A 20,210-nucleotide genomic window follows, 5' to 3' on the forward strand; every position below is an offset into this window, starting at 1 on the left:
GGCCGCCCCCCGGTCCAGCCCGGTCTAGGACACCTGGGGGAAGCGGGCCTGGAGCGTCCAGATCGCCGGGTTCTCGCCCAGGTCCTCGTGCAGGTCGACCAGGTCGGCGAGCAGGTCGTGCAGGAAGTCGCGGGCCTCGCGGCGCAGTTCGGAGTGCGAGAAGGTCAGCGGGGCCTCCTCCGCGGGCATCCAGTCCGCCTCGATGTCCACCCAGCCGAAGCGGCGCTCGAAGAGCATGCGGTCCGTGGACTCGGTGAAGTCCAGTTCCGCGTGCTGGGGGCGGGAGGCGCGGGAGCCGGCCGGGTCCCGGTCCAGCCGCTCGGCGATGTCGCACAGGGCCCAGGCGAAGTCGAGCACCGGCACCCATCCCCAGGCTGTGGACAACTCCCGGTCCGCCTTGGTGTCGGCGAGGTAGACGTCACCGCAGAACAGGTCGTGCCGCAGGGCGCGGACGTCCGCGCGGCGGTAGTCCGTCTGCGGGGGGTCCGGGAAGCGGTTGGAGAGGGCGTAGCCGATGTCGAGCACGCAGGTGATGGTGTCACGGCCGACCTCATAGGATCACCGGGTGTCCCGTTTCGCGCCCGTTGCCCTGACTGTCACCTCCGCCCTCCTCGTCCTCACCGCGTGCGGAGGCGGCGTCCAGGGCACCCCCGGCGGTTCCGGCGTGCGCGACCCGTACTTCCCCAAGTCCGGCAACGGCGGCTACGACGTCACCCACTACGCCCTCGACCTCGCCTACGATCCCGACGACCGCCGCCTCAGCGGCACCGCCGAGATCACCGCACGCGCCGGCAAGGACCTCTCCGCCTTCGACCTCGACCTCAAGGGCATGGACGTCGAGCGGGTCACCGTGGAGGGCGAGCGGGCCCGCTGGAGCCGTAACGGCCAGGAACTCGTCGTCCGCCCGCACGACGACCTCGACAAGGGCGAGACCTTCCGCCTCACCGTCCGCTACTCCGGCACCCCGCAGACCGTCACCGACCCCGACGGCTCCGAGGAGGGCTGGCTGCCCACCGCCGACGGCGCGCTCGCCCTCGGGGAGCCGACCGGTTCCATGGCGTGGTTCCCCGGCAACCACCACCCGTCCGACAAGGCGTCGTACGACATCTCGGTCACCGTCCCGGACGACCTCCAGGTCGTCTCCAACGGCGAGCTGGCCGAACGGACCAGCGGCGACGGCCGGACGACGTTCCACTGGCGCGCCGCCGAACCCATGGCGAGCCATGTCGCGGCCCTCGCCATCGGCGACTACGACATCCGCCGCTCCACCGTCTCCGCCGCCGGCGACAGCGAGCTGCCCGTCTACACCGCGGTGACCCCCGCCCAGGACGAGGCCAGCCGTGAGGTGCTCGGCCGGCTGCCCGAGATCGTCGAGTGGGCCGAGACCAACTTCGGCCCCTACCCCTTCGCCTCCACCGGCGCGATCGTCGCCGACGAGGGCGACGCCGGTTACGCCCTGGAGACCCAGAACCGGCCCGTCTTCCCCGGCGCCCCCGGCACCGAACTGCTCGTCCACGAGCTCGCCCACCAGTGGTTCGGCAACTCGGTCACACCGAAGAGCTGGCGGGACATGTGGCTGAACGAGGGCTTCGCGACGTACGCGGAGTGGTTGTGGGAGGAGGACGACGGCGGCGACAGCGCGCAGGAGACCTTCGACGCCCTGTACGACCACGGCGAGGACGACTACGAGAACCTCTGGGACTTCCCGCCCGCCAGGCCCACGAGCGCCGCGCACATCTCCGACGACCCCGTGTACCAGCGCGGCGCGATGGTCATCCACAAGATCCGCCAGACCGTCGGCGACGACGCCTTCTACGACATCGTCCAGGGCTGGACGGCCGACCACCGGCACGGCAACGCGGACACCGACGACTTCACCGCGTACGTGGCGGAGCAGGCCCCGGACGAGGACTTCACCTCGGTCTGGGAGGACTGGCTGTACGGGGACGGCAGACCCGAGCACCCGTGACGGCGGTTCGCCGTTCAGGCCGACCGGTCGAGATCCCGTCGCATCGCCGCACGCGCCGCCCATATCGCCTCGGCGTGCTTGAGCCGCCGCTCCTGCAGCTCCGGTGAGTCCAGCGGGGGATCACCGGCGGCGAACACCTCCTGGAGGTCCCGCAGGGTCGCGTAGACGTCCTCCAACAGGTCGGACATCTCCTGCGGGGCGCAGATCAGAGCGGTCTCCCGCGCCTCGTCGCAGCCCGACGCCCGGAACGCCTCCCGCACGGCCGCGTCCCGCACCGCGTCGGGCTGGTCGCGTCCGGTGACGGCGGCCGCGTGCATGGCCTCGTAGGCCAGCCGGTACTTCGTCACGACCGTCACATAGATGTCCCGGCGCTCCTGCCGGGTGCGGTCGGCCTTGTCGCGGCGCCAGCGGGCCCGGTCCGCGAGCAGGGTCGAGCCGACGCCGACGAGCGCGCCCAGGGCGGTGCCGGCCAGGGGCGTCCAGTCCATGCCGGGTCAGGCCTCGTCGGCGTCGGCGCCGGCGTGGGCGTCGGCGGAGGGGGCGAGCTCTTTGCGCAGGACCGTGCAGGGGCGGTCGAGTTGGCGGTCGCGTCCGTAGCCGATGGTCTCGTAGCCGAGGGCCGTCCAGAAGGCGAGGGCCGCGGGGTTGTTGTCGAGTACGGCAAGGCGGACGGCCGTGCGGTCGGCGGTGCGGAAGCGGTCCTCGACGAGGGCGGCCAACCGGCTGCCATGCCCCTGGCGTTGCGCGTCCGCGTCCACCATCAGCAGGCCGATCCAGGGGTCCGGGTCGGACGGGTCCGGGTGCCGGGCCAGCGTGACCACGACCCCGACCAGCCGCCCGGAGCTGCGCGCGAGCAGCACCTCCGCCCCGGGCACCCGCAACTCCTCGGCCAGCGCGGCCGCCACCTGCTCCGGCCGGATGTCGTCCGGGTCCGGGAAGTCGCCGCTCAGCGCGTGGAAGTCGCGGTTGGAGGCGTAGAGGGCGGTGAGTTCGGTGAGGAGGGGGGCCGGGATGTCGTGGTCGGGGGTGAGGGGGAGGGGATCGAGGATCATGAGACGCAACCTAATCGAAGCCCTTGGGTGATGGTCCTGGGGGCCTGGAACTCCGGCGCCCCGGAACGCCGGGAGCTCCTCCGCAATCCCCACACTCCGGCTCCCCGGAACGTCGGAACCCCCCGCCACGGCGACCGCGGCAGGGGGCTCCGGTTCAGCAGAGCGTCCGTCAGACGTTCACGCCGAAGTCCTGGGCGATGCCGACGAGGCCCGAGGCGTAGCCCTGGCCGACGGCGCGGAACTTCCACTCGGCGCCGTTGCGGTAGAGCTCGCCGAAGACCATGGCGGTCTCGGTGGCCGCGTCCTCGGAGAGGTCGTAGCGGGCGATCTCGGCGCCACCGGCCTGGTTGACGATGCGGATGTAGGCGTTGCGCACCTGGCCGAAGTTCTGCGAGCGGTTCTCCGCGTCGTAGATCGAGACCGGGAAGACGATCTTGTCGACGTCGGCCGGGAGACCGGCCAGGTTGACGTTGATCGCCTCGTCGTCGCCTGCGCCCTCGCCGGTGCGGTTGTCACCGGTGTGGACGATGGTGCTGTCCGGGGTCTGCTTGTTGTTGAAGAAGACGAAGTGGGCGTCCGAGTAGACCTTGCCCGTGGGGTTGACCGCGATGGCGGAGGCGTCGAGGTCGAAGTCCGTGCCGGTGGTGGTGCGGACGTCCCAGCCGAGGCCCACGGTGACGGCGGTCAGGCCCGGAGCCTCCTTGGTGAGCGAGACGTTGCCACCCTTGGACAGGCTTACAGCCATTGTTGGGAGTCCCTTCCCTCGTTGCGGTACGGCTAGAAGCTACAGCTACCCCTATGAACGCGAGGAGGGGTACCCCAAGTTCCAGGTGTCTTTACTTTCTTTGCCAAAGAGCACTCTCAGGGGGCCCCGGGAGGATATTCGCGTGACGTGGACCGGACAGAAGCGGGAACATGTACGGCATGTCTGGTCCCTACGTCATCCGTGGCTCCGTCTCCCTCCCGGAGGCCGAGCTCATGTGGCGTTTCTCGCGGTCGAGCGGCCCGGGCGGCCAGCACGTCAACACCAGTGACTCCCAGGTCGAGCTGCGTTTCGACCTCGCGGCCACGGAGGCGCTGCCCGAGGTGTGGAAGCAGCGGGCGCTGCAGCGGCTGGCGTCCCGCCTGGTCGACGGCGTCGTCTCCGTGCGCGCCTCCGAGCACCGCTCCCAGTGGCGCAACCGCGAGACCGCCGCCGTACGCCTCGCCGCGCTGCTCGCCGAGGCGACCGCCCCGCCGCCGAAGCCGCGCAAGCCGACCCGTATCCCCCGCGGGATCAATGAGCGCCGCCTGAGGGAGAAGAAACAGCGTTCGGACACCAAGCGGGGCCGGTCCGGGCAGGGCTGGACGTAGGGACCGCCGCTGTCCGCGTTCCCGCTGTCACATCTTGGTCGCCCCATCCGTCAAGCCACTGACGACGGATCGCGGAGCTCGACCAGAGCGTGGGACAGAGGGTGGGACAGATGACTGCCGACGACAGTGGCTTCCGGGACGCGGAGGCGGATTTCCTCGCCCAGCGCTTCGAGACGCACCGGGCCCGTCTGCGTGCCGTGGCCCATCGCATGCTCGGGTCGAGCGGTGAGGCGGAGGACGCGGTGCAGGAGGCCTGGTTCCGGGTGAGCCGGGCCGACACCGCCCGGGTCGACAATCTCGGCGGCTGGCTGACGACCGTGGTCGGGCGGGTCTGCCTGGACATGCTCCGTTCGCGCAAGTCCCGCGCGGAGCAGCCCCTGGACACCACGGCCACCACCACCGCCACAGCCGTCGCCGCCGGCACCCCCACCCCCGCGACCGCCGCTCCCTTCGACCCCGAGCAGGACGCCCTCCTCGCCGACTCCGTGGGCGTCGCCCTGCTCGTCGTACTGGACACCCTGACCCCCGCCGAGCGGCTGGCCTTCGTGCTGCACGATCTGTTCGGGGTGCCGTACGAGGAGGTCGGCGCCGTCGTGGACCGCACCCCGGCCGCCGCGCGGCAGCTCGCCAGCCGGGCCCGGCGCCGGGTGCGGAGCGCCGACGTGCCGGAGAGCGGCCCGGCACGGCAGCGCAGGCAGCGGCAGGTGGTCGACGCGTTTCTCGCGGCCGCCCGGGACGGCGACTTCGACGGGCTCCTCGACGTCCTGGACCCGGACGTCATCGCCCGCAGCGAGGCCGGGGTGGCCACGGGCGCGGCGGCGGTGGCCCGGGGCGCGGCGAGCTTCGGACCGCTCGCCGAAGTCGCCCGCCCCGCGCTCGTCGACGGGGCCACGGGCGTCCTGGTGCTGGTCGGGGGCAGGCCGGAACGGGCCCTGAAGTTTGCGTTCGTACGGGATCGGATCACCGTGATCGACATCGTGACGGACCCCGCCCGGCTGTCCCGGCTCGACGTCAGGCCGGAGTAGGCCCGGCCAGCTCCAGCACCCCCACCGTCTCGCCGCCGCTCGTCTCCCCGTTGGGGAGGAAGCCGAGGCGCTGGTAGAAGGCCTCGGGGCCGTTCGGGCCGGGGTGCCAGGTGACGTGGAGTTCGCGGCCGCCACGGCGACGGATCTCGGTGGCCACGGACTCGACCGCGAATCGGCCGTAGCCGCGGCCCTGTTCCCCGGCGGCGATGTTCAGGCGCCACAGGCCCGAGCGGAACAGGGTGCCGTCGCCGCGCCAGTCGATGTCGAAGAAGGCCATCAGGAACCCGACGGGGCGGTCGCCGTCGACGATCAGACGGGGCCAGGCGACGCCGTCGGGATGGACGTACGCCTCGGCGAGGGACTGCATCACGGGGGAGACCGCGAATTCCTGCTCGGGGCGGACGCGTATGCCGGTCGCCGCTTCGAAGTTTCCGGGTGTGATCTTTTCGAGGCGCGGGGCGGGAGGCGTCCGGGGCGTCGGAGTGGATGTCATCCGGGGAACCTATGACGGGTGATCATCGGCGGCCACGGATTTTCGTCCGCGCGTTACGCCGCGCCTGATCCGCGATCTTCAGCCCAACTGCCGGTACCGTCCACGGAAATACGTCAACGGCCCCCCGTCCGCGCTCGGCAGCGAGGCCGACAGGACGCGGCCGATCACCAGGGTGTGGTCGCCGGCGGTGACGCGTTGTTCGGTGCGGCACTCCAGGGTGGCCAGCGCGCCGCCGACCAGCGGGGCACCGGTCTCCAGGCCGCGGACGTACGGGATGTCGGCGAACAGCAGGCGGTCGCTGACGCGGCCCTTCATGGCGAAGCGGCCCGCGATATGGCGCTGGCTCTCGGTGAGGACCGACACCGCCCACAGCGGCTGCTCGGCGAGCAGGTCGTCCATCCGGGACCCCTCACGCAGGCTGACCAGCACCAATGGCGGGTCCAAGGACACCGACATGAACGCGGTGGCGGTCATGCCGACGTCCTCGCCGGCCGGGGCGTGCGGGTCGTCCGGGTCCAGCGGTGGCTCCAGCGCGGTCACCAGGACCACACCTGCGGCCAACCGCGACATGGCGGCACGGAACTCGTCGTTGCTCACTCCCTCAGCATGCCGGGCGGCGCCGCGGGCGGCGGGGAGGAGGGGGGCCACGGGCGGCGCGGGCGACGGGAGCGGGGAAGTGTTCGGCACGCCGAAAACGCTAATGTCGGTCCCCCGCACCCGACATCGGGCCTTCGCCCGAGAAGGGTCCTAGGACTACGGACGGACAGCGGCCCGGGTGCCGTTCAGAACCGTTTCGTGCCATCTCCACACGCACACAGAGTTTGCGTTCAGTAAACGCACAGGAAAAACGCAGAAACGCCGCTCAATTGTTCACGTTTACCTGTGACTTGAGTCACAAGGGCCATTAATTGTTGACCCTGTGTACCGAGTGGGCAGCGCGCTGTGATTCAGTGGCGGTGAACCGAGCAAGGAAGATACGCCGAAGAGCACCCTTGATTCGCTGCGAGGTCTCGGGGGGAGGGCGAGCATGGAGACCGAGTCGGAGCCGTATGTCCGTCTTGCGACCCTGCGGCAACTGCACCAGGTCATGGCTGACATGAACACGGCCCGCAGCCTGGCGGACACGCTGCAGACGGTCGCCGACGGCGTCGTCACCGGCCTCGGCTATGAGCTCGCCTGCGTGAACCTCGTACGCCCCGACGGCGATCTGGTCGTCGCCGCCTTCGCCGGCAACCCCGCCGCGGAGGCCCTCATCACCGGCCGCGTCGGCTCGCGCGACTCGTGGGAGCGCCGGCTGAGCATGGGCCGGCACTGGGGCGACCTGGTCTTCATCCCGCACACCGAGGGCTGGGTCCTCGACGACGACGACGTCCCGCAGTGGTACACCGACGGCCCCGCCCCCCGCTTCGAGGACGAGTGGCACCCGAGCGACCGGCTCTTCGCGCCGATGTACACGCCCGGCGTGCAGGGCGGCGCGTGCGGCGAGCTGATCGGGGTCCTCTCCGTGGACCGGCCGCGCAACGGCCGGCTGCCGGGCGCATGGGGGCGCGAGGCGCTCCAGATGTACGCGTTCCAGGCCGCCATCGCCATCAGCAACGCACGTCTACGCGCGAATATGCAGCGGGCACTGGTCCGGCTCGAACGCGAGCAGCAGGCCCTGCGCGCCAGTGAGGAAAGCTTCAGGCAGGCCTTCGAGTACGCCCCCTCCGGCATGGCCATCGCCGAGATGGGCGGCGACCAGCACGGCCGGATCCTGCGCACCAACGACGCCCTGTGCCGCCTGCTGGGCCGCCCCGCCTCCGCGATGCGCCGCTACGCCTTCTCCGACCTCGTCCACCCCGAGGACATCGGCACCCTGCTGCGCACGTCCGCCGAAGGGGGCCGCGCGGAGCTTCGGCTCGGCCGCCGGGACGGCACGTACGTCTGGGTCAGTCTGCGCAACAGCGTGGTCGCCGACGCAGCCGACGGCCCCCGCTTCCTGCTCACCCACGTCGAGGACATCGAGGAGCGCAAGCGCCGCGAGCTCCAGCTCGCCCACCGCGCCTCCCACGACTCGCTCACCGGCCTGCCGAACTCCGCCGAGCTGCGCGCCCGCCTGTCCTCCCGGCTCTGCCAGCGCTCCACCATCCCCCAGGCGCTCGACTCCGCCCGCGGCGCGACGCAGCTCGGCGCCCTGGAGCCGGTCGACGCCGCCTACGGCCACCCCGCCTACGACGCCAACGGCCACGGCTTCGACTTCCGGCCCGGTGCGGCGGCGTTCGACGCCTTCGACCACCACGTCCACACCGTGGCCCCGGTCGAGGGCGAGCGGGACGACGGCGCCAAGGGGCTCGCGGTGCTCTTCTGCGACCTCGACGGCTTCAAGTCGATCAACGACCGCTTCGGGCACAACGCGGGTGACGCGGTCCTCATCGAGGTCGCCCGCCGGCTCTCCCGCGGCGTCCGCGACGGCGACACCGTCGCCCGGCTCGGCGGCGACGAGTTCGTGATCCTCGCCGACGGCCTCGGCCGCGCCGACGCCCAGGACCTCGCCGTACGGCTGCGCAACGAGATCATCCAGCCGATCCGCGCCGAAGGGCGGGCCGTCCGGGTCGGCGCCAGCTTCGGCATCGGGTGGGCACACTGCGGGATGACAGCGGACGAAGTGTTGAAGTCCGCTGACGAGCGGATGTACGTAGAGAAACGATCTCGTCCCAAACAGCACAGACGCGCCGGGTAACCGCCAGGTCAGCGAGCTGATGCGATCCGAGTCACCCGTTTGGGCCATCAGGAGCGGGTAGGCTCGCCAGTCTGACCCCACGTATCGCATCCGCCCGCACCTGGTGAGGAGTACCCAAGGGATGACGTCCGGCAACAACGGCGCGACTACGCCCGAGGACGACGACCCGTTCGGCTACCTCTACGCCGACGGGCAGGCCAACGGCGCCCAGCCGCCCTCCGGTGGCGGTGGCTACGGCTACCCCGGTTCGGTCAACCGGGTGCGCGCGGTCGGCCAGCGCCAGTACGGCCAGCAGCAGCCGACGGCGGCCTACGGCCAGATACCGCAGCAGCAGGGCGCCTACGGCCAGCCCAACGCGCACTACGCGGCGCCGGAGACGCATCCCGGCGGGGCGCAGACGGTCCAGCAGCAGCCGGCGTACAGCGGCGGCAGCGGTTCCGGCGGCCGGGGCGGGGGTCCCAACACCAAGGGCCTGCTGATCGGCGCCATCGCCGTGGTCGCGGCTGTCGTCATCGGCATCAGCGTGGCCATGCTGGGCGGCGACGACAAGGAGAACGCGGGCAACGACCCGCAGGCCACGCCGTCGCAGTCCCAGCAGAGCAGCGCGCCCAGCCCGTCCAACAGCAACAGCCAGGCGGCCGAGGACGACCTCCCGACGATCGACGCCAAGGCCCTCGCCCTCGCCGGCGGCGCCACCACCGCGTCCGACGTCAAGGGCGCCCAGGCGGACGGCGGAATCTATGTCACCGGCTTCAACCAGGTCGGCTCGTCGGTCACCTGGTCCGTGAACGGGATTCCGAAGAGCGGCAAGTACACGGTCTACGTCGGCTTCAGTGTTCCCGGCAAGGACGGCAACGCCACCCTGACGGTCAACGGCACGCCGTCCACCTCGCCGGTCAACCTCAAGAACTACGCCAAGGGTCCTGAGGGCGACTACGAGAAGGGCTGGACGAAAACGTACAACTGGATCCAGCTCAACAAGGGCACGAACACGATCAAGGTGTCGTGCGAGCAGGGCAACCAGTGCGATGCCCTGATCGACCAGATGTGGCTGGTCAAGGGGTGGGTCAAGTCGTAGCCGTCAGGCGGCGGTGACCTCCCCGGTCACCGTCACCCGCCCCAGCAACTCCTCGTAAGCCCTCCGCTCGAACTCCCCCGCCACTGGTGCCACCACGCTCGCCGCGCTCAGCGCCGCTGCCCGGGCCAGCCGGTCCGGCCATGGCAGGTTTTCGACCAGGCCCGACAGCAGGCCCGCGACCGCCGCGTCGCCGGCGCCGGTCGGGTTGCCGTGGAGGCGGGTCGGCGGGGTGGCGCGCCAGCGGCCCTCGGCGGTCACGGCGAGGAGGCCGTCCGTGCCGAGCGAGGCGACCACCGCCCGCGCCCCCCGCCGACGGGCGTCCTGCGTGGCGCGCAACGGCTCGTGGGACCCGGTGAGTTCGGCGAGTTCGTCGGCGTTCGGCTTGATGACGTCCGGGCGGGCGGCGACGCCGCGGCGCAGCGCCTCTCCGCTGGTGTCCAGCAGGACCGGCACCTCGGCGGCCTTCGCGGCCCGCACCAGACCGGCGTACGCCCCCACCGGCACCCCCGGCGGCAGACTGCCGCACAGGGCGACCGCCGAGGCCGACGCGAGCAGGCCCTCGTAGGCCTCCTGGAAGGCGGACCACTCGGCGGGCGTGACCGTCGGGCCGGGCTCGTTCAGCTGGGTCGTGTCGCCGGAGCGCTCGTCGACCACGGCGATCGTGCGCCGGGTCGCGCCCGCCACCGGGACGAGCGCGTCCACCACACCGGGCGTCGCCGTGAGCCGTTCCTGTACGACACGGCCCGTCGCGCCACCCGCGAAGCCGGTGACCGCCACCTCGTGCCCGAGGGCCGCCAGTACCCGGGCCACGTTCAGGCCCTTGCCGCCGGGGCGCTCGGTCACCTCGGAGACGCGGTGGGATGTGTGGGGCCGCAGCGACCGTACGCGATAGGTGATGTCGAGAGCGGTGTTCAGCGTGACCGTGAGGATCACCTGGGCCGACCTCCCCCGAAGAAGTTCAGAATGCGAGCGGTTCGGAACGCGTTTGCCGGCTGTCCACCGGACGCTCCGCCTGGAGGCCTTGATCATGCCAAAAGGACGGCGGCCGTCCCAGTCTCGCAGGACAACCGCCGCCCTCAACAGCAGGACAGATCACCCCAGTTGCGGATCGACCACCCATTCGCCGCGGCGCATCACGCCCTTGAGGTCGAAGTCGGCGTCCAGCACCAGCAGGTCGGCGTCCTTGCCGGGTTCCAGGGAACCGATGCGGTCGTAGCGGCCGAGCAGCCTGGCCGGGTTGACGGACAGGGCCGCCACCGCGTCCTCGACGGGCAGCCGGTCGATCGTCACCGCCCGCTTGAAGGCGCGGTCCAGGGTGAGGGTGGACCCGGCGATCGAGCCGCCCTCGACGAGGCGGGCCACGCCGTCGGCGACCTCCACCTCCAGCGGGCCGAGCATGTAGCGGCCGTCGCCGAAGCCGGCCGCGTCCATGGCGTCCGTGATGAACGCGACCCGGTCCGCCCCCGCGTGACGGAACGCCAGCTCCAGCGCCGCCGGGTGCAGATGGGTGCCGTCGTTGATCAGCTCGACGGTCACCCGCTCGTCCTCCAGCAGGGCCGCGATGGGGCCAGGCTCGCGGTGGCCCAGCGGCGGCATCGCGTTGAACAGATGCGTGGCGACCGTGGCGCCCGCCTCGATCGCCTCCACCGTCTGCTCGTACGTCGCGTCCGTGTGCCCGATCGCCGCGATGACGCCGTGTTCGGCGAGGAGGCGTACGGAGTCGAGGCCGCCCGGCAGTTCGGTGGCGAGGGTGACCATCGTGGCGTGCCCGCGCGCCGCGTCGATCAGCTTGCGGACCTCCGCGGGGTCGGGGTCGCGCAGGAGTGCCTCGGAGTGGGCGCCCTTGCGGCAGGGGGAGATGAAGGGGCCCTCGAAGTGGATGCCGGCGATGTCGCCCTGTTCGGCGAGTTCGCTGAGGAGGCCTGCGCGGCGGGTGAGGAAGTCCATGTCGCCGGTGACGGTGGAGGCGACGAGGGTGGTGGTGCCGTGGAGGCGGTGGGTGTGGATGCCCTTGAGTACGTCGTCGGGGGTGCCTGAGGTAAAGGAGGCTCCGCCTCCGCCGTGGTTGTGGATGTCGACGAAGCCGGGGATGACGTAGTGGCCGTCGAGGGCGATGCGGTGGGCGTTTTCCGGGGCTGTGGCGGTGATTCGGGTGCCCTCGATGATCACTTGGGCGTCTTTGACGGTTCCTGTGGGCATCACCGCGGTGGCGCCGGACAGGATCAGGGGCGCTTTGCCGGACGCGGGCTGCGGGTCGTGTGTGGCTGGTCGCGCAGTTCCCCGCGCCCCTGGGTGGGCTGCCATCAGGCCGATTCCTCCGTGCGGTCGGTGGATGTGAGGAGATCCCAGGCGAGGAGGCCCGCGCCCAGGCATCCCGCCGTGTCGCCCAGGGCCGCGGGGACGATGGACGGCAGCTTCTGGAAGGTCACCCGTTGCCGGACGGCGTCCCGCAGGGGTGTGAACAACGTTTCCCCCGCCTCGGCCAGGCCGCCACCGATGATCAGGGTGCGCGGGTCCAGCAGGGTGAGGGCGGTGACGAGGCCGTCGGCGAGGGCGTCGACGGCCTGCTGCCAGACCCGTACGGCGTTCGGGTCGCCGGACGTGACGGCCTTCGCGCAGTCGGCGGCGTCCGCTTCCGGGTCCCCGCAGGCGGCGGCCCATGCCTCGCTGACCGCCGCCGCGGACGCGAACCGTTCCAGGCAGCCGCGCTGCCCGCACGGGCAGGGGGTGCCGCCGGGGCGTACGACGATGTGGCCGATCTCGCCCGCGAAGCCGTGCGCGCCCGACTCCACCCGGCCGTCGATGCCGATGGCGCCGGCGATTCCGGTGCCGAGCGGCACGAAGAGGAAGCGGTCGGTGCCCTTGCCCGCGCCGATCCGGCCCTCCGCGAGGCCGCCGGTGCGCACGTCGTGGCCGAGGGCGACGGGGATGCCGCCGAGCCGGTCGGCCAGCAGCCGGCGCAGGGGTACGTCCCGCCAGCCGAGGTTGGCCGCGTAGGCGGCGATGCCCTCGGCCTCGTCGACGATGCCGGGGACGGCGACGCCGACAGCGGCAGCGGGCTCGCCGAAGCGCTGTTCGCCGTACGCGCGCAGCTCGGCGGCGAAGTCGAGGATGCCCTCGACGACCGCGTCCGGCCCGCGCTCGCGCCCGGTCGGGCGGCGGACCTGGTGGAGGAGCTCGCCGCTCGCCCCTGCCAGGGCGGCCTTCATCCCGGTGCCGCCCACATCGAGGGCGATGACATGTCTCACGGGGGACAGTGTGGCTTGCGTACCCGCGAGAGGTCTAGTCCACTTACGTGGTGTAGACCTTATGGGGGCAATATGTATGACGTTTCGAAAGTTTCGAATGATGGGTGTGGGGCGGTTCTGCGTGCAGCGGCGTAGGCGTACGGGGACGATCGCGGCGGTGTCCGCGCTGGGGCTGGTGGCGACGCTGGGTGGCTGTGGGCTGACCGGTGGTTCGGGCGAGGTGACGCTGAGGCTGGTGGCCGCCGACTACGGCGACAGCGAGGCCAACAGCTCCCAGAAGTACTGGGACAAGCTCGTCGAGGCGTACGAGGAGGAACACGCGGGCGTGCACGTCGACGTCACCGTGTACTCCTGGAACGACGTCGACGCCAAGGTCAAGGAGATGGTCGACGCCGGGAAGGCGCCGGACATGGCGCAGATCGGCGCGTACGCCGACTACGCCGCCAAGGACCTCCTCTACGAGGCGGACGATCTCCTCTCCATCCCCGTCCAGGCCGACCTCGTCGCGCAGCTCGCGGACGCGGGGCAGGTGAACGGGGTGCAGTACGGCATTCCCTTCGCCTCCTCCACGCGGCTGCTCTTCTACAACAAGACCCTCTTCCAGAAGGCCGGCCTCACCGCGCCGACCACCTGGCGGGAGCTGGCCGCCGACGCCGCGGCGCTCGAGGCGGAGGGCGTGAAGTACCCGTACGCGCTGCCGCTCGGGCCCGAGGAGGCGCAGGCCGAGACCATGCAGTGGCTCCTCAGCGGTGGGGGCGGGTACACCGACGCGGAGCTCGGCACGTACAGCATCGACTCCACGGAGAACGTCGCCACCTTCAACTGGCTGAAGAACAACCTCGTCGGCAAGGGGCTCACCGGGCCGGTCGCGCCGGGGCGGCTCAACCGGGCCGAGGCGTTCTCCGCGTTCGCGGCGGGCGATGTCGGCATGCTCAACGGCCACCCTTCCCTGATGCAGATGGCTGCCAAGAAGGGCGTGAAGTTCGGCATGGTGCCGATGCCCGGGCGGGAGGGGCCGACCAAGGTCTCCATGGGTGTGGCCGACTGGATGACGGCGTTCAAGCAGAACGGTCATGCCGAGCAGGTGGGCGACTTCCTCGACTTCGTCTACGACAAGGAGAACGTCCTCGACTTCTCCCGGGAGTACGACCTGCTGCCCGTCACGAACTCCGCGTCCACCGTGATGAGCGGGGCGCCTCAGGACGCCGATCTCAAGCCGTTCCTGGAGCAGCTGTCGCTTTCCGAGCTGTATCCGGTGGGGCGGACGTCGTGGGCCGCGGTCAGTGCGGGGGTCAAGAAGCGGATCGGTGGGGCGGTGGCCTCCGGGGGGAGTCCGTCGGCGATTCTTGGGCAGCTCCAGTCGACCGCGTCGCGGGCGGAGAGCGCGGAGTAGGTGTCGGTGGCGGGGGCTAGTGTGCGGGGCATGAGTGACGAGCCGACTGAGCGGGAGGGCCTTGCCGAGCGTGAGCGGGGTGTGCTCGCGCTGGAGCGGCGGGGGTTCTCGGGGCCCGGGGCGAAGGAGCGGGCGATCCGGGAGGAGCTGGGGTTGGCGCCGGTTCGCTACTACCAGCTGCTGAACGCTCTGCTGGACGACCCGCGGGCGTTGGCCCATGACCCGGTGACGGTGAATCGCCTGCGGAGACTGAGAGAACAGCACCGCGCCGAACGCTGACACCCGTTCCTCGCCCCCGCCGCCCCTACCCGTCCCCTCCCTGGGGGCTGCGCCCCCAGACCCCCGCTGTCGGCCCTCCGGGCCTCGTCCTCAAACGCCGGACGGGCTGAAGTACTCAGCCTCTCCGGCGTTTGAGGAGCGGGGTCTGGGGCGGAGCCCCAGAAGGATGGGACGGGTAGGGGCGGCGGGGGCGGATAAAGTCTGGGCATGGGTAGTCATACGGAAGCTCTCCCGACCCCCACCACCCGGCCCGGCCGCGCAGGCCTCGACGCGATTCTCAGGCGCCCCGCCCGCGCACTGATCGCCCTCGACTTCGACGGCACCCTCGCCCCGATCGTCCCGGACCCCGAGAAGGCGAGGCCGCACCCCGAGGCCGTCCCCGCCCTCACCGCCCTCGCCCCCCGCGTCGCGGCCGTGGCAGTGATCACCGGCCGACCGGCCGAAACCGCGGTGCGCTACGGCGGCTTCGCCGACACCCCCGGCCTGGAGCACCTGGTCGTACTCGGCCACTACGGCGCCGAACGCTGGGACGCCACGACCGGCAAGGTCACCGCTCCCGAACCCCACCCCGGCATCGCGGCCGTCCGCGCCGAACTGCCGGGCGTCCTCGACGGCATCGGCACCACCGGCACCTGGACCGAGGACAAGGGACACGCCCTCGCCGTACACACCCGCCGCGCCCCCGACCCCCAGGGCACCTTCGACACCCTCCGCGCCCCCCTGACCGACCTCGCCACCCGCAACGGCCTCATCGTCGAACCGGGCCGTATGGTCCTCGAACTGCGCCCACCCGGCATGGACAAGGGCGTGGCCCTCCTGGACTACGCCCGCGACCTCGGCGCCGAGTCCGTCCTCTACGCCGGCGACGACCTCGGCGACCTCCCCGCGTACGCCGCCGTCGAGGAACTCCGTTCCGACGGCACCCCCGGCCTCCTGGTCTGCAGCGGCAGCGAGGAGGTCACGGAGTTGTCGGAGAAGGCGGACGTCGTGGTCGACGGCCCGCAGGGGGTCGTACGCCTGCTGGCGGCCATCGCCGATCAGGCGGGCTGACCGGACTCCCCGGCCGCTTCATCCGTGAGCGCGTCCAACTGGTCCAGGAACCACCGAGCCGGCGGCAGCGCCGTCGCAGCCGCGGCCAGCCGTTTCGACCGCTCCGCCCGCTCCTCCGGCCTCATGGACAACGCCTCGTGCAGCGCCCGCGCCGTGTCGATCACGTCGTACGGGTTCACGGTGATCGCGTCGTCGCGCAGCTCCTCGTAGGCACCGGCCTCCCGGGAGAGCACCAGCGCGCAGCCCTCGTCGGAGACGACGGGTACTTCCTTGGCGACCAGGTTCATGCCGTCCCGGACGGGGTTGACCAGGGCCACGTCGGCCAGCCGGTACGCGGCGAGCGACCGGGCGAAGTCGTCCTTGACGTGGAGGACGACCGGGGTCCAGGTCGGGGTCCCGTAAGCGGAGTTGATCTCGTCCGCCAGCCGCTGGACCTCCGCCGTGTAGTCCCGGTACACCGCCAGGTCCTGTCGCGACGGGTAGGCGAAGGCCACGTGCACCACCCGCTCCCGCCACTCGGGGTGGTCGTCGAGCAGTTGCCGGTAGGACAGCAGGCCGCGCACGATGTTCTTGGACAGCTCGGTGCGGTCGACGCGGACGATCGTCCGGCGGGCGGAGCCGTCCGGTGCCGTGCCGATCTCGTGCCGCAGTGCCGTCATCCGCTCCTCGACGTCCGGCCGGCGGGAGCGCTCGCGCAGGAACTCGGCGTCGGCCCCGAGCCCGTGCACCCCGATCCAGGTGGTGCTCAGCGGCGGCGCGCCCGTCGGGGTGTGCTCGATGTGCTTCGGCTCGCTCGGCACGGGCGAGTACACCTGGATCCGCTCGGCGTCGATCTCGTTCGCGCAAGCCATGAAGCCGGACGCCCACCGCCAGGTCAGGAACGCCAGCCGGTCCGCGCCGAGCATCCCCCACACCAGCTGGGACCGGATGTCGTCCGGCAGCATCCGGAAGTACTCCGCCGGCGCCCACGGCGTGTGCGAGAAGTGGCCGATCCGCACGTCCGGGCGCAGCTCGCGCAGCATCCCCGGCACCAGGCACAGGTGGTAGTCCTGCACCAGCACCGCCGCGCCCGGCGCCGCCTGCCGCGCCAGTTCCTCCGCGAACGCCCGGTTGTAGGTCTCGTACGCCGCCCACTGGCGCCGGAACTCCGCGTCGAAGACCGGCTCCAGCGGCGTCTGGTACAGCATGTGGTGGACGAACCAGAGGACCGAGTTCGCGATGCCGTTGTACGCGTCGGCGTGCACGTCGGCCGGGATGGGCAGCATGCGCACGCCCTCCTCGCCGACCCCGCGCCGCACCGCCTCCCGGTCGCCGTCGGACAACGCCGAGCACACCCACAGGGCGCCCGCGTCCGGCCCGATCGCCGACAGTCCGGAGACGACACCTCCGCCGCCCCGCTTGGAGCGCAGCGAGCCGTCGCCCTGCACCTCGTACGAGACCGGGCCGCGGTTCGACGCGACCAGCACCTTGGCAGCACCCTGTTCGGCAGCACCCTGCGTGGAAGCCATACGCGTCAACCTAGCCCGGCTCGGAAACGCTCAAACGTGCGGTTCAGCTCAGTGGCGCATCATCGTCCGGCCCGTATACGGCGGGTGTCCGTCGTTCACGCGACCTTCCTCGTCGCGTACTCCGCGATCTCCACCATCGGCGGCCGCTCCTCCGTGTCCACGGAGTACGTACGCGGCTCGAAACCGTCCTCGCCCCGCTCGAACTGGGTGAGGGACGGGCGGACCAGATGGCCCCGGGCCAGCCTCAGCTGGGCCGTGCGATAGATCGCCGCGGACATCCGGCCGAGGGCCTGGCCGTCCTGATGGCGGTGCTTGCGCACGCCCACGTCCACCTGGGCCAGCGCGTCGAGGCCCACCAGGTGCAGGGCGTCGACCAGCATGCCCAGCTCCACGCCGTATCCGACGGGGAACGGCAGTTGTTCCAGCAGCGACCTGCGGGCCGCGTACTCGCCGCCGAGCGGCTGCACGAAGCCGGCCAGCTGCGGCCAGTGCATGTTCAGCAGCGGGCGGGCCATCAGTTCGGTGACCCGGCCGCCCTGGCCCGCCGCACCGCCCAGGGGACGGTCGTACATGCCCTTGACCAGGTCGATCTCGGGGTCGGTGAGCAGCGGGCCGACGATGCCGGAGACGAAGTCGGAGGAGAAGTCCTTCAGGTCGGCGTCGATGAAGCAGACAATGTCCCCGGTCGTGACGAGCAGCGAGCGCCACAGCACCTCGCCCTTGCCGGGCACGGCCGGGACGCGCGGGAGGATCGCGTCCCGGTGCACCACGGTCGCGCCCGCCGCCGCGGCGACCTCGGAGGTGCGGTCGGTGGAGCCCGAGTCGACGACGACGATCTCGTCGACCAGCGGCACCTGCCGCATGAGGTCGTGACGGATGACCGCGACGATGTCGCCGACGGTCTCCTCCTCGTCGAGCGCGGGCAGGACGACGGAGACCGACCGGCCCGTACGCTGTTTGGCGGCCAGGATCTGGTGGAGCGGGCGATCGCTCGCGGACCAGGAGCGGGTGCTCAGCCAGCGCTCGACTTCTTCCAGCACGTAAGCGGCTCCTTCGCGTGTGATCCATCTCGCGGTTCGGACGACTATCTCAACTGTCCAGGTTGTCGGTTACAGTCTTGAACAACGCGGGTGACCATCGCATGTCCTGGTTGGCCGCCGACCACAACTTCATACCGCTCATCCAGAGGGGCAGAGGGATACGGCCCGATGAAGCCCCGGCAACCCTCCAGCCGGTCTCGTTCACGCGAGGCTCCCGGCTAGGGAAGGTGCCAAATCCGTCTCACGGCGAGATGCGTCGTGAGGAAGATGAGGAGAAAGGGCCTCGCCTCACATGGCTGCGCAGACTGTTGCAAGCACCACCGACTCCACCACCGCTTCCACGGTAGACCTCGGCCCCGCCGCCGCGCTCTCCTGTCGCGAGTGCGGTCACCGGGTGCCCCTCGGGCCGGTCTTCGCCTGCGAGGAGTGTTTCGGCCCGCTGGAGATCGCCTACGACTTCTCGGCCTACGACACCGAGGAGCTCCGCAAGCGGATCGAAGCGGGCCCCGCGAACATCTGGCGCTACGCGCCCCTCCTTCCCGTCCCGGCCGACGTGGCTACCAAGCCGAACATCAACCCCGGCTGGACCCAGCTCGTCAAGGCCGACAACCTCGCCCGTGAGCTGGGCGTGGACGCCGGCAAGCTGTTCATCAAGGACGACTCCGGCAACCCCACGCACTCCTTCAAGGACCGCGTCGTCGCCCAGGCCCTGGAGGCGGCCCGCGCCTTCGGCTTCACCACCCTCTCCTGCTCCTCCACCGGCAACCTCGCCGGCGCGGTGGGTGCCGCGGCCGCCCGGGCCGGCTTCCGTTCCTGCGTCTTCATCCCGCACGACCTGGAGCAGGGCAAGGTCGTCATGGCCGCGATCTACGGCGGCGAGCTCGTCGGCATCGAGGGCAACTACGACGACGTGAACCGATTCTGCTCCGAGCTGATCGGCGACCCGGCCGGTGAGGGCTGGGGCTTCGTCAACGTCAACCTGCGGCCGTACTACGCCGAGGGCTCCAAGACGCTCGCGTACGAGATCTGCGAGCAGCTCGGCTGGCAGCTCCCGGACCAGCTGGTCGTCCCGATCGCCTCCGGCTCGCAGCTCACGAAGATCGACAAGGGGCTGCAGGAGCTGATCAAGCTCGGGCTCGTCGAGGACAAGCCATACAAGATCTTCGGTGCGCAGGCCGAGGGGTGCTCGCCGGTGTCGGTGGCCTTCAAGGCGGGGCACGACGTCGTACGGCCGCAGAAGCCGAACACCATCGCCAAGTCGCTGGCGATCGGCAACCCGGCGGACGGGCCGTACGTGCTGGACATCGCCCGTCGTACCGGGGGTGCGGTGGAGGACGTGACGGACGAGCAGGTCGTCGACGCGATCAAGGTGCTTGCGCGGACCGAGGGGATCTTCGCCGAGACCGCCGGTGGTGTGACCGTGGGCGTGACGCGGAAGCTGATCGAGAACGGACTGCTCGACCCGACCCTGACGACTGTCGTGCTGAACACCGGCGACGGACTCAAGACGCTGGACGCGGTGGCCGGTACGGGGCTTACTGCGACCATTCGTCCCAACCTTGATTCGTTCCGCGAGGCTGGTCTCGTCTAGGGGCCTGTCCCATGGATTTTCGTCTGCGGGCCGTGGGGGCCGGTCGCGCAGTTCCCCGCGCCCCTAGGGGCGACTACCCGACCGGAGGTCATACGTGAGCGTCAACGTCCGCATCCCCACCATCCTGCGTACCTACACGGGTGGCCAGGCCGAAGTGACAGCCGAGGGCGGCACCCTCGGCGAGGTCATCGCCGAACTGGAGAAGAACCACACCGGGATCGCCGCCCGGGTGCTGGACGACCAGGGCAAGCTGCGTCGGTTCGTGAATGTCTACGTCAATGACGACGACGTCCGTTTCGAGCAGGGGCTGGAGACGGCGACGCCGGACGGTGCGGGCGTTTCCATCATCCCGGCCGTCGCCGGTGGCTGATCGAGGCTGACCGAATGACCGATCATTACCTTCGGTAACCCC

The 20,210-nt window shown here is 71.1% G+C and carries 21 protein-coding genes and 1 riboswitch; of the genes, 10 read left to right on the forward strand and 11 right to left on the reverse strand.

What is annotated here, in order from left to right:
- Positions 1-24 precede the first annotated feature (24 nt).
- Positions 25-525: a hypothetical protein gene (locus ACFZBP_RS22075; RefSeq protein WP_391415389.1), complete on the reverse strand. Its 501-nt coding sequence runs from the start codon at positions 523-525 to the stop codon at positions 25-27.
- Between the two features lie 40 nt (positions 526-565).
- Here ACFZBP_RS22075 and ACFZBP_RS22080 point away from each other — a divergent pair, with 40 nt between their 5' ends.
- A complete protein-coding gene (locus ACFZBP_RS22080; protein ID WP_383457595.1) occupies positions 566-1,969 on the forward strand; it encodes a M1 family metallopeptidase in 1,404 nt (467 codons plus the stop codon).
- Between the two features lie 14 nt (positions 1,970-1,983).
- Here ACFZBP_RS22080 and ACFZBP_RS22085 read toward each other — a convergent pair whose 3' ends face one another.
- The 3 genes from ACFZBP_RS22085 to ACFZBP_RS22095 form a co-directional block, all read right to left on the reverse strand.
- On the reverse strand, positions 1,984-2,457 hold the full coding sequence (locus ACFZBP_RS22085) for a hypothetical protein (RefSeq protein WP_383457598.1): 474 nt from the start codon (positions 2,455-2,457) through the stop codon (positions 1,984-1,986).
- 6 nt (positions 2,458-2,463) lie between these two features.
- A complete protein-coding gene (locus ACFZBP_RS22090) occupies positions 2,464-3,021 on the reverse strand; it encodes a GNAT family N-acetyltransferase (RefSeq protein ID WP_391415392.1) in 558 nt (185 codons plus the stop codon).
- A gap of 169 nt (positions 3,022-3,190) precedes the next feature.
- Positions 3,191-3,766: a TerD family protein gene (locus ACFZBP_RS22095; RefSeq protein ID WP_030050335.1), complete on the reverse strand. Its 576-nt coding sequence runs from the start codon at positions 3,764-3,766 to the stop codon at positions 3,191-3,193.
- A gap of 170 nt (positions 3,767-3,936) precedes the next feature.
- On the opposite strand from ACFZBP_RS22095, the gene arfB reads away from it, so the two are divergent.
- Together arfB and ACFZBP_RS22105 are read left to right on the forward strand one after the other, a co-directional pair.
- Positions 3,937-4,374 (forward strand): alternative ribosome rescue aminoacyl-tRNA hydrolase ArfB, encoded by a 438-nt coding sequence (gene arfB, locus ACFZBP_RS22100; protein ID WP_383457606.1) that lies wholly within the window; start codon positions 3,937-3,939, stop codon positions 4,372-4,374.
- A gap of 110 nt (positions 4,375-4,484) precedes the next feature.
- Positions 4,485-5,399: a sigma-70 family RNA polymerase sigma factor gene (locus ACFZBP_RS22105; protein ID WP_391415395.1), complete on the forward strand. Its 915-nt coding sequence runs from the start codon at positions 4,485-4,487 to the stop codon at positions 5,397-5,399.
- Here the strand turns inward: ACFZBP_RS22105 and ACFZBP_RS22110 are convergent.
- Complete coding sequence (locus ACFZBP_RS22110) at positions 5,386-5,892, reverse strand: GNAT family N-acetyltransferase (RefSeq protein WP_391415397.1); 507 nt, start codon at positions 5,890-5,892, stop codon at positions 5,386-5,388. The genes ACFZBP_RS22105 and ACFZBP_RS22110 overlap by 14 nt on opposite strands.
- Positions 5,893-5,970: 78 nt before the next feature.
- Positions 5,971-6,579 (reverse strand): flavin reductase family protein, encoded by a 609-nt coding sequence (locus ACFZBP_RS22115; RefSeq protein WP_383457615.1) that lies wholly within the window; start codon positions 6,577-6,579, stop codon positions 5,971-5,973.
- Positions 6,580-6,919: 340 nt separating this feature from the next.
- On the opposite strand from ACFZBP_RS22115, the gene cdgB reads away from it, so the two are divergent.
- Both cdgB and ACFZBP_RS22125 read left to right on the forward strand, forming a co-directional pair.
- Complete coding sequence (cdgB, locus tag ACFZBP_RS22120) at positions 6,920-8,611, forward strand: diguanylate cyclase CdgB (RefSeq protein ID WP_383457621.1); 1,692 nt, start codon at positions 6,920-6,922, stop codon at positions 8,609-8,611.
- A gap of 121 nt (positions 8,612-8,732) precedes the next feature.
- Positions 8,733-9,689: a CBM35 domain-containing protein gene (locus tag ACFZBP_RS22125; protein WP_391415400.1), complete on the forward strand. Its 957-nt coding sequence runs from the start codon at positions 8,733-8,735 to the stop codon at positions 9,687-9,689.
- Between the two features lie 3 nt (positions 9,690-9,692).
- On the opposite strand, the gene ACFZBP_RS22130 is transcribed toward ACFZBP_RS22125, so the two are convergent.
- From ACFZBP_RS22130 to ACFZBP_RS22140, 3 genes are all read right to left on the reverse strand, one after another.
- The gene (locus ACFZBP_RS22130; protein WP_391415402.1) at positions 9,693-10,622 is read right to left on the reverse strand and encodes a hexose kinase; all 930 of its coding nucleotides are present in this window, start codon (positions 10,620-10,622) and stop codon (positions 9,693-9,695) included.
- A 159-nt stretch (positions 10,623-10,781) separates the two neighbouring features.
- Positions 10,782-11,993 carry an N-acetylglucosamine-6-phosphate deacetylase gene (nagA, locus tag ACFZBP_RS22135; RefSeq protein ID WP_391415404.1) on the reverse strand — a complete coding sequence of 404 codons (1,212 nt, stop codon included), beginning with the start codon at positions 11,991-11,993 and terminating at the stop codon, positions 10,782-10,784.
- On the reverse strand, positions 11,993-12,937 hold the full coding sequence (locus ACFZBP_RS22140) for an ROK family protein (protein ID WP_391415406.1): 945 nt from the start codon (positions 12,935-12,937) through the stop codon (positions 11,993-11,995). Before ACFZBP_RS22140 ends, nagA begins: the two co-directional genes overlap by 1 nt.
- Positions 12,938-13,037: 100 nt before the next feature.
- Here ACFZBP_RS22140 and ACFZBP_RS22145 point away from each other — a divergent pair, with 100 nt between their 5' ends.
- The 3 genes from ACFZBP_RS22145 (at position 13,038) to otsB (ending at position 15,659) form a co-directional block, all read left to right on the forward strand.
- The gene (locus tag ACFZBP_RS22145; RefSeq protein ID WP_391416077.1) at positions 13,038-14,330 is read left to right on the forward strand and encodes an extracellular solute-binding protein; all 1,293 of its coding nucleotides are present in this window, start codon (positions 13,038-13,040) and stop codon (positions 14,328-14,330) included.
- 30 nt (positions 14,331-14,360) lie between these two features.
- On the forward strand, positions 14,361-14,609 hold the full coding sequence (locus ACFZBP_RS22150) for a DUF3263 domain-containing protein (RefSeq protein ID WP_383457642.1): 249 nt from the start codon (positions 14,361-14,363) through the stop codon (positions 14,607-14,609).
- A gap of 207 nt (positions 14,610-14,816) precedes the next feature.
- Positions 14,817-15,659, forward strand: a complete 843-nt coding sequence (otsB, locus tag ACFZBP_RS22155; protein WP_391415409.1) for a trehalose-phosphatase — start codon at positions 14,817-14,819, stop codon at positions 15,657-15,659.
- Here the strand turns inward: otsB and ACFZBP_RS22160 are convergent.
- Positions 15,647-17,167 (reverse strand): trehalose-6-phosphate synthase, encoded by a 1,521-nt coding sequence (locus ACFZBP_RS22160; RefSeq protein WP_391415411.1) that lies wholly within the window; start codon positions 17,165-17,167, stop codon positions 15,647-15,649. The two genes, otsB and ACFZBP_RS22160, sit on opposite strands and share 13 nt — an antisense overlap.
- A gap of 95 nt (positions 17,168-17,262) precedes the next feature.
- Entirely contained in the window at positions 17,263-18,207 is a 945-nt protein-coding gene (locus ACFZBP_RS22165; protein ID WP_383447146.1) for a glucosyl-3-phosphoglycerate synthase, read from the reverse strand.
- A gap of 135 nt (positions 18,208-18,342) precedes the next feature.
- Positions 18,343-18,481, forward strand: a riboswitch (SAM riboswitch).
- Positions 18,482-18,499: 18 nt separating this feature from the next.
- Between ACFZBP_RS22165 and thrC the strand changes: the two genes are divergently transcribed.
- Both thrC and ACFZBP_RS22175 read left to right on the forward strand, forming a co-directional pair.
- On the forward strand, positions 18,500-19,798 hold the full coding sequence (gene thrC, locus ACFZBP_RS22170) for a threonine synthase (protein ID WP_383447149.1): 1,299 nt from the start codon (positions 18,500-18,502) through the stop codon (positions 19,796-19,798).
- A 94-nt stretch (positions 19,799-19,892) separates the two neighbouring features.
- Positions 19,893-20,168 (forward strand): MoaD/ThiS family protein, encoded by a 276-nt coding sequence (locus ACFZBP_RS22175; RefSeq protein WP_391415414.1) that lies wholly within the window; start codon positions 19,893-19,895, stop codon positions 20,166-20,168.
- The last annotated feature ends 42 nt before the right edge of the window (positions 20,169-20,210 follow it).

This window comes from Streptomyces sp. NPDC008086, from assembly GCF_042957325.1.
Classification (GTDB): domain Bacteria; phylum Actinomycetota; class Actinomycetes; order Streptomycetales; family Streptomycetaceae; genus Streptomyces.

Bases quoted from the DNA above. Each gene is read 5' to 3' on its own strand.
- ACFZBP_RS22085 (WP_383457598.1), bottom strand. From the start codon at position 2,457: ATGGACTGGACGCCCCTGGCCGGCACCGCCCTGGGCGCGCTCGTCGGC.
- ACFZBP_RS22090 (WP_391415392.1), bottom strand. From the start codon at position 3,021: ATGATCCTCGATCCCCTCCCCCTCACCCCCGACCACGACATCCCGGCC.
- ACFZBP_RS22095 (WP_030050335.1), bottom strand. From the start codon at position 3,766: ATGGCTGTAAGCCTGTCCAAGGGTGGCAACGTCTCGCTCACCAAGGAG.
- arfB (WP_383457606.1), top strand. From the start codon at position 3,937: ATGTACGGCATGTCTGGTCCCTACGTCATCCGTGGCTCCGTCTCCCTC.
- ACFZBP_RS22105 (WP_391415395.1), top strand. From the start codon at position 4,485: ATGACTGCCGACGACAGTGGCTTCCGGGACGCGGAGGCGGATTTCCTC.
- ACFZBP_RS22110 (WP_391415397.1), bottom strand. From the start codon at position 5,892: ATGACATCCACTCCGACGCCCCGGACGCCTCCCGCCCCGCGCCTCGAA.
- cdgB (WP_383457621.1), top strand. From the start codon at position 6,920: ATGGAGACCGAGTCGGAGCCGTATGTCCGTCTTGCGACCCTGCGGCAA.
- ACFZBP_RS22125 (WP_391415400.1), top strand. From the start codon at position 8,733: ATGACGTCCGGCAACAACGGCGCGACTACGCCCGAGGACGACGACCCG.
- nagA (WP_391415404.1), bottom strand. From the start codon at position 11,993: ATGGCAGCCCACCCAGGGGCGCGGGGAACTGCGCGACCAGCCACACAC.
- ACFZBP_RS22145 (WP_391416077.1), top strand. From the start codon at position 13,038: ATGGGTGTGGGGCGGTTCTGCGTGCAGCGGCGTAGGCGTACGGGGACG.
- ACFZBP_RS22150 (WP_383457642.1), top strand. From the start codon at position 14,361: ATGAGTGACGAGCCGACTGAGCGGGAGGGCCTTGCCGAGCGTGAGCGG.
- otsB (WP_391415409.1), top strand. From the start codon at position 14,817: ATGGGTAGTCATACGGAAGCTCTCCCGACCCCCACCACCCGGCCCGGC.
- ACFZBP_RS22160 (WP_391415411.1), bottom strand. From the start codon at position 17,167: ATGGCTTCCACGCAGGGTGCTGCCGAACAGGGTGCTGCCAAGGTGCTG.
- thrC (WP_383447149.1), top strand. From the start codon at position 18,500: ATGGCTGCGCAGACTGTTGCAAGCACCACCGACTCCACCACCGCTTCC.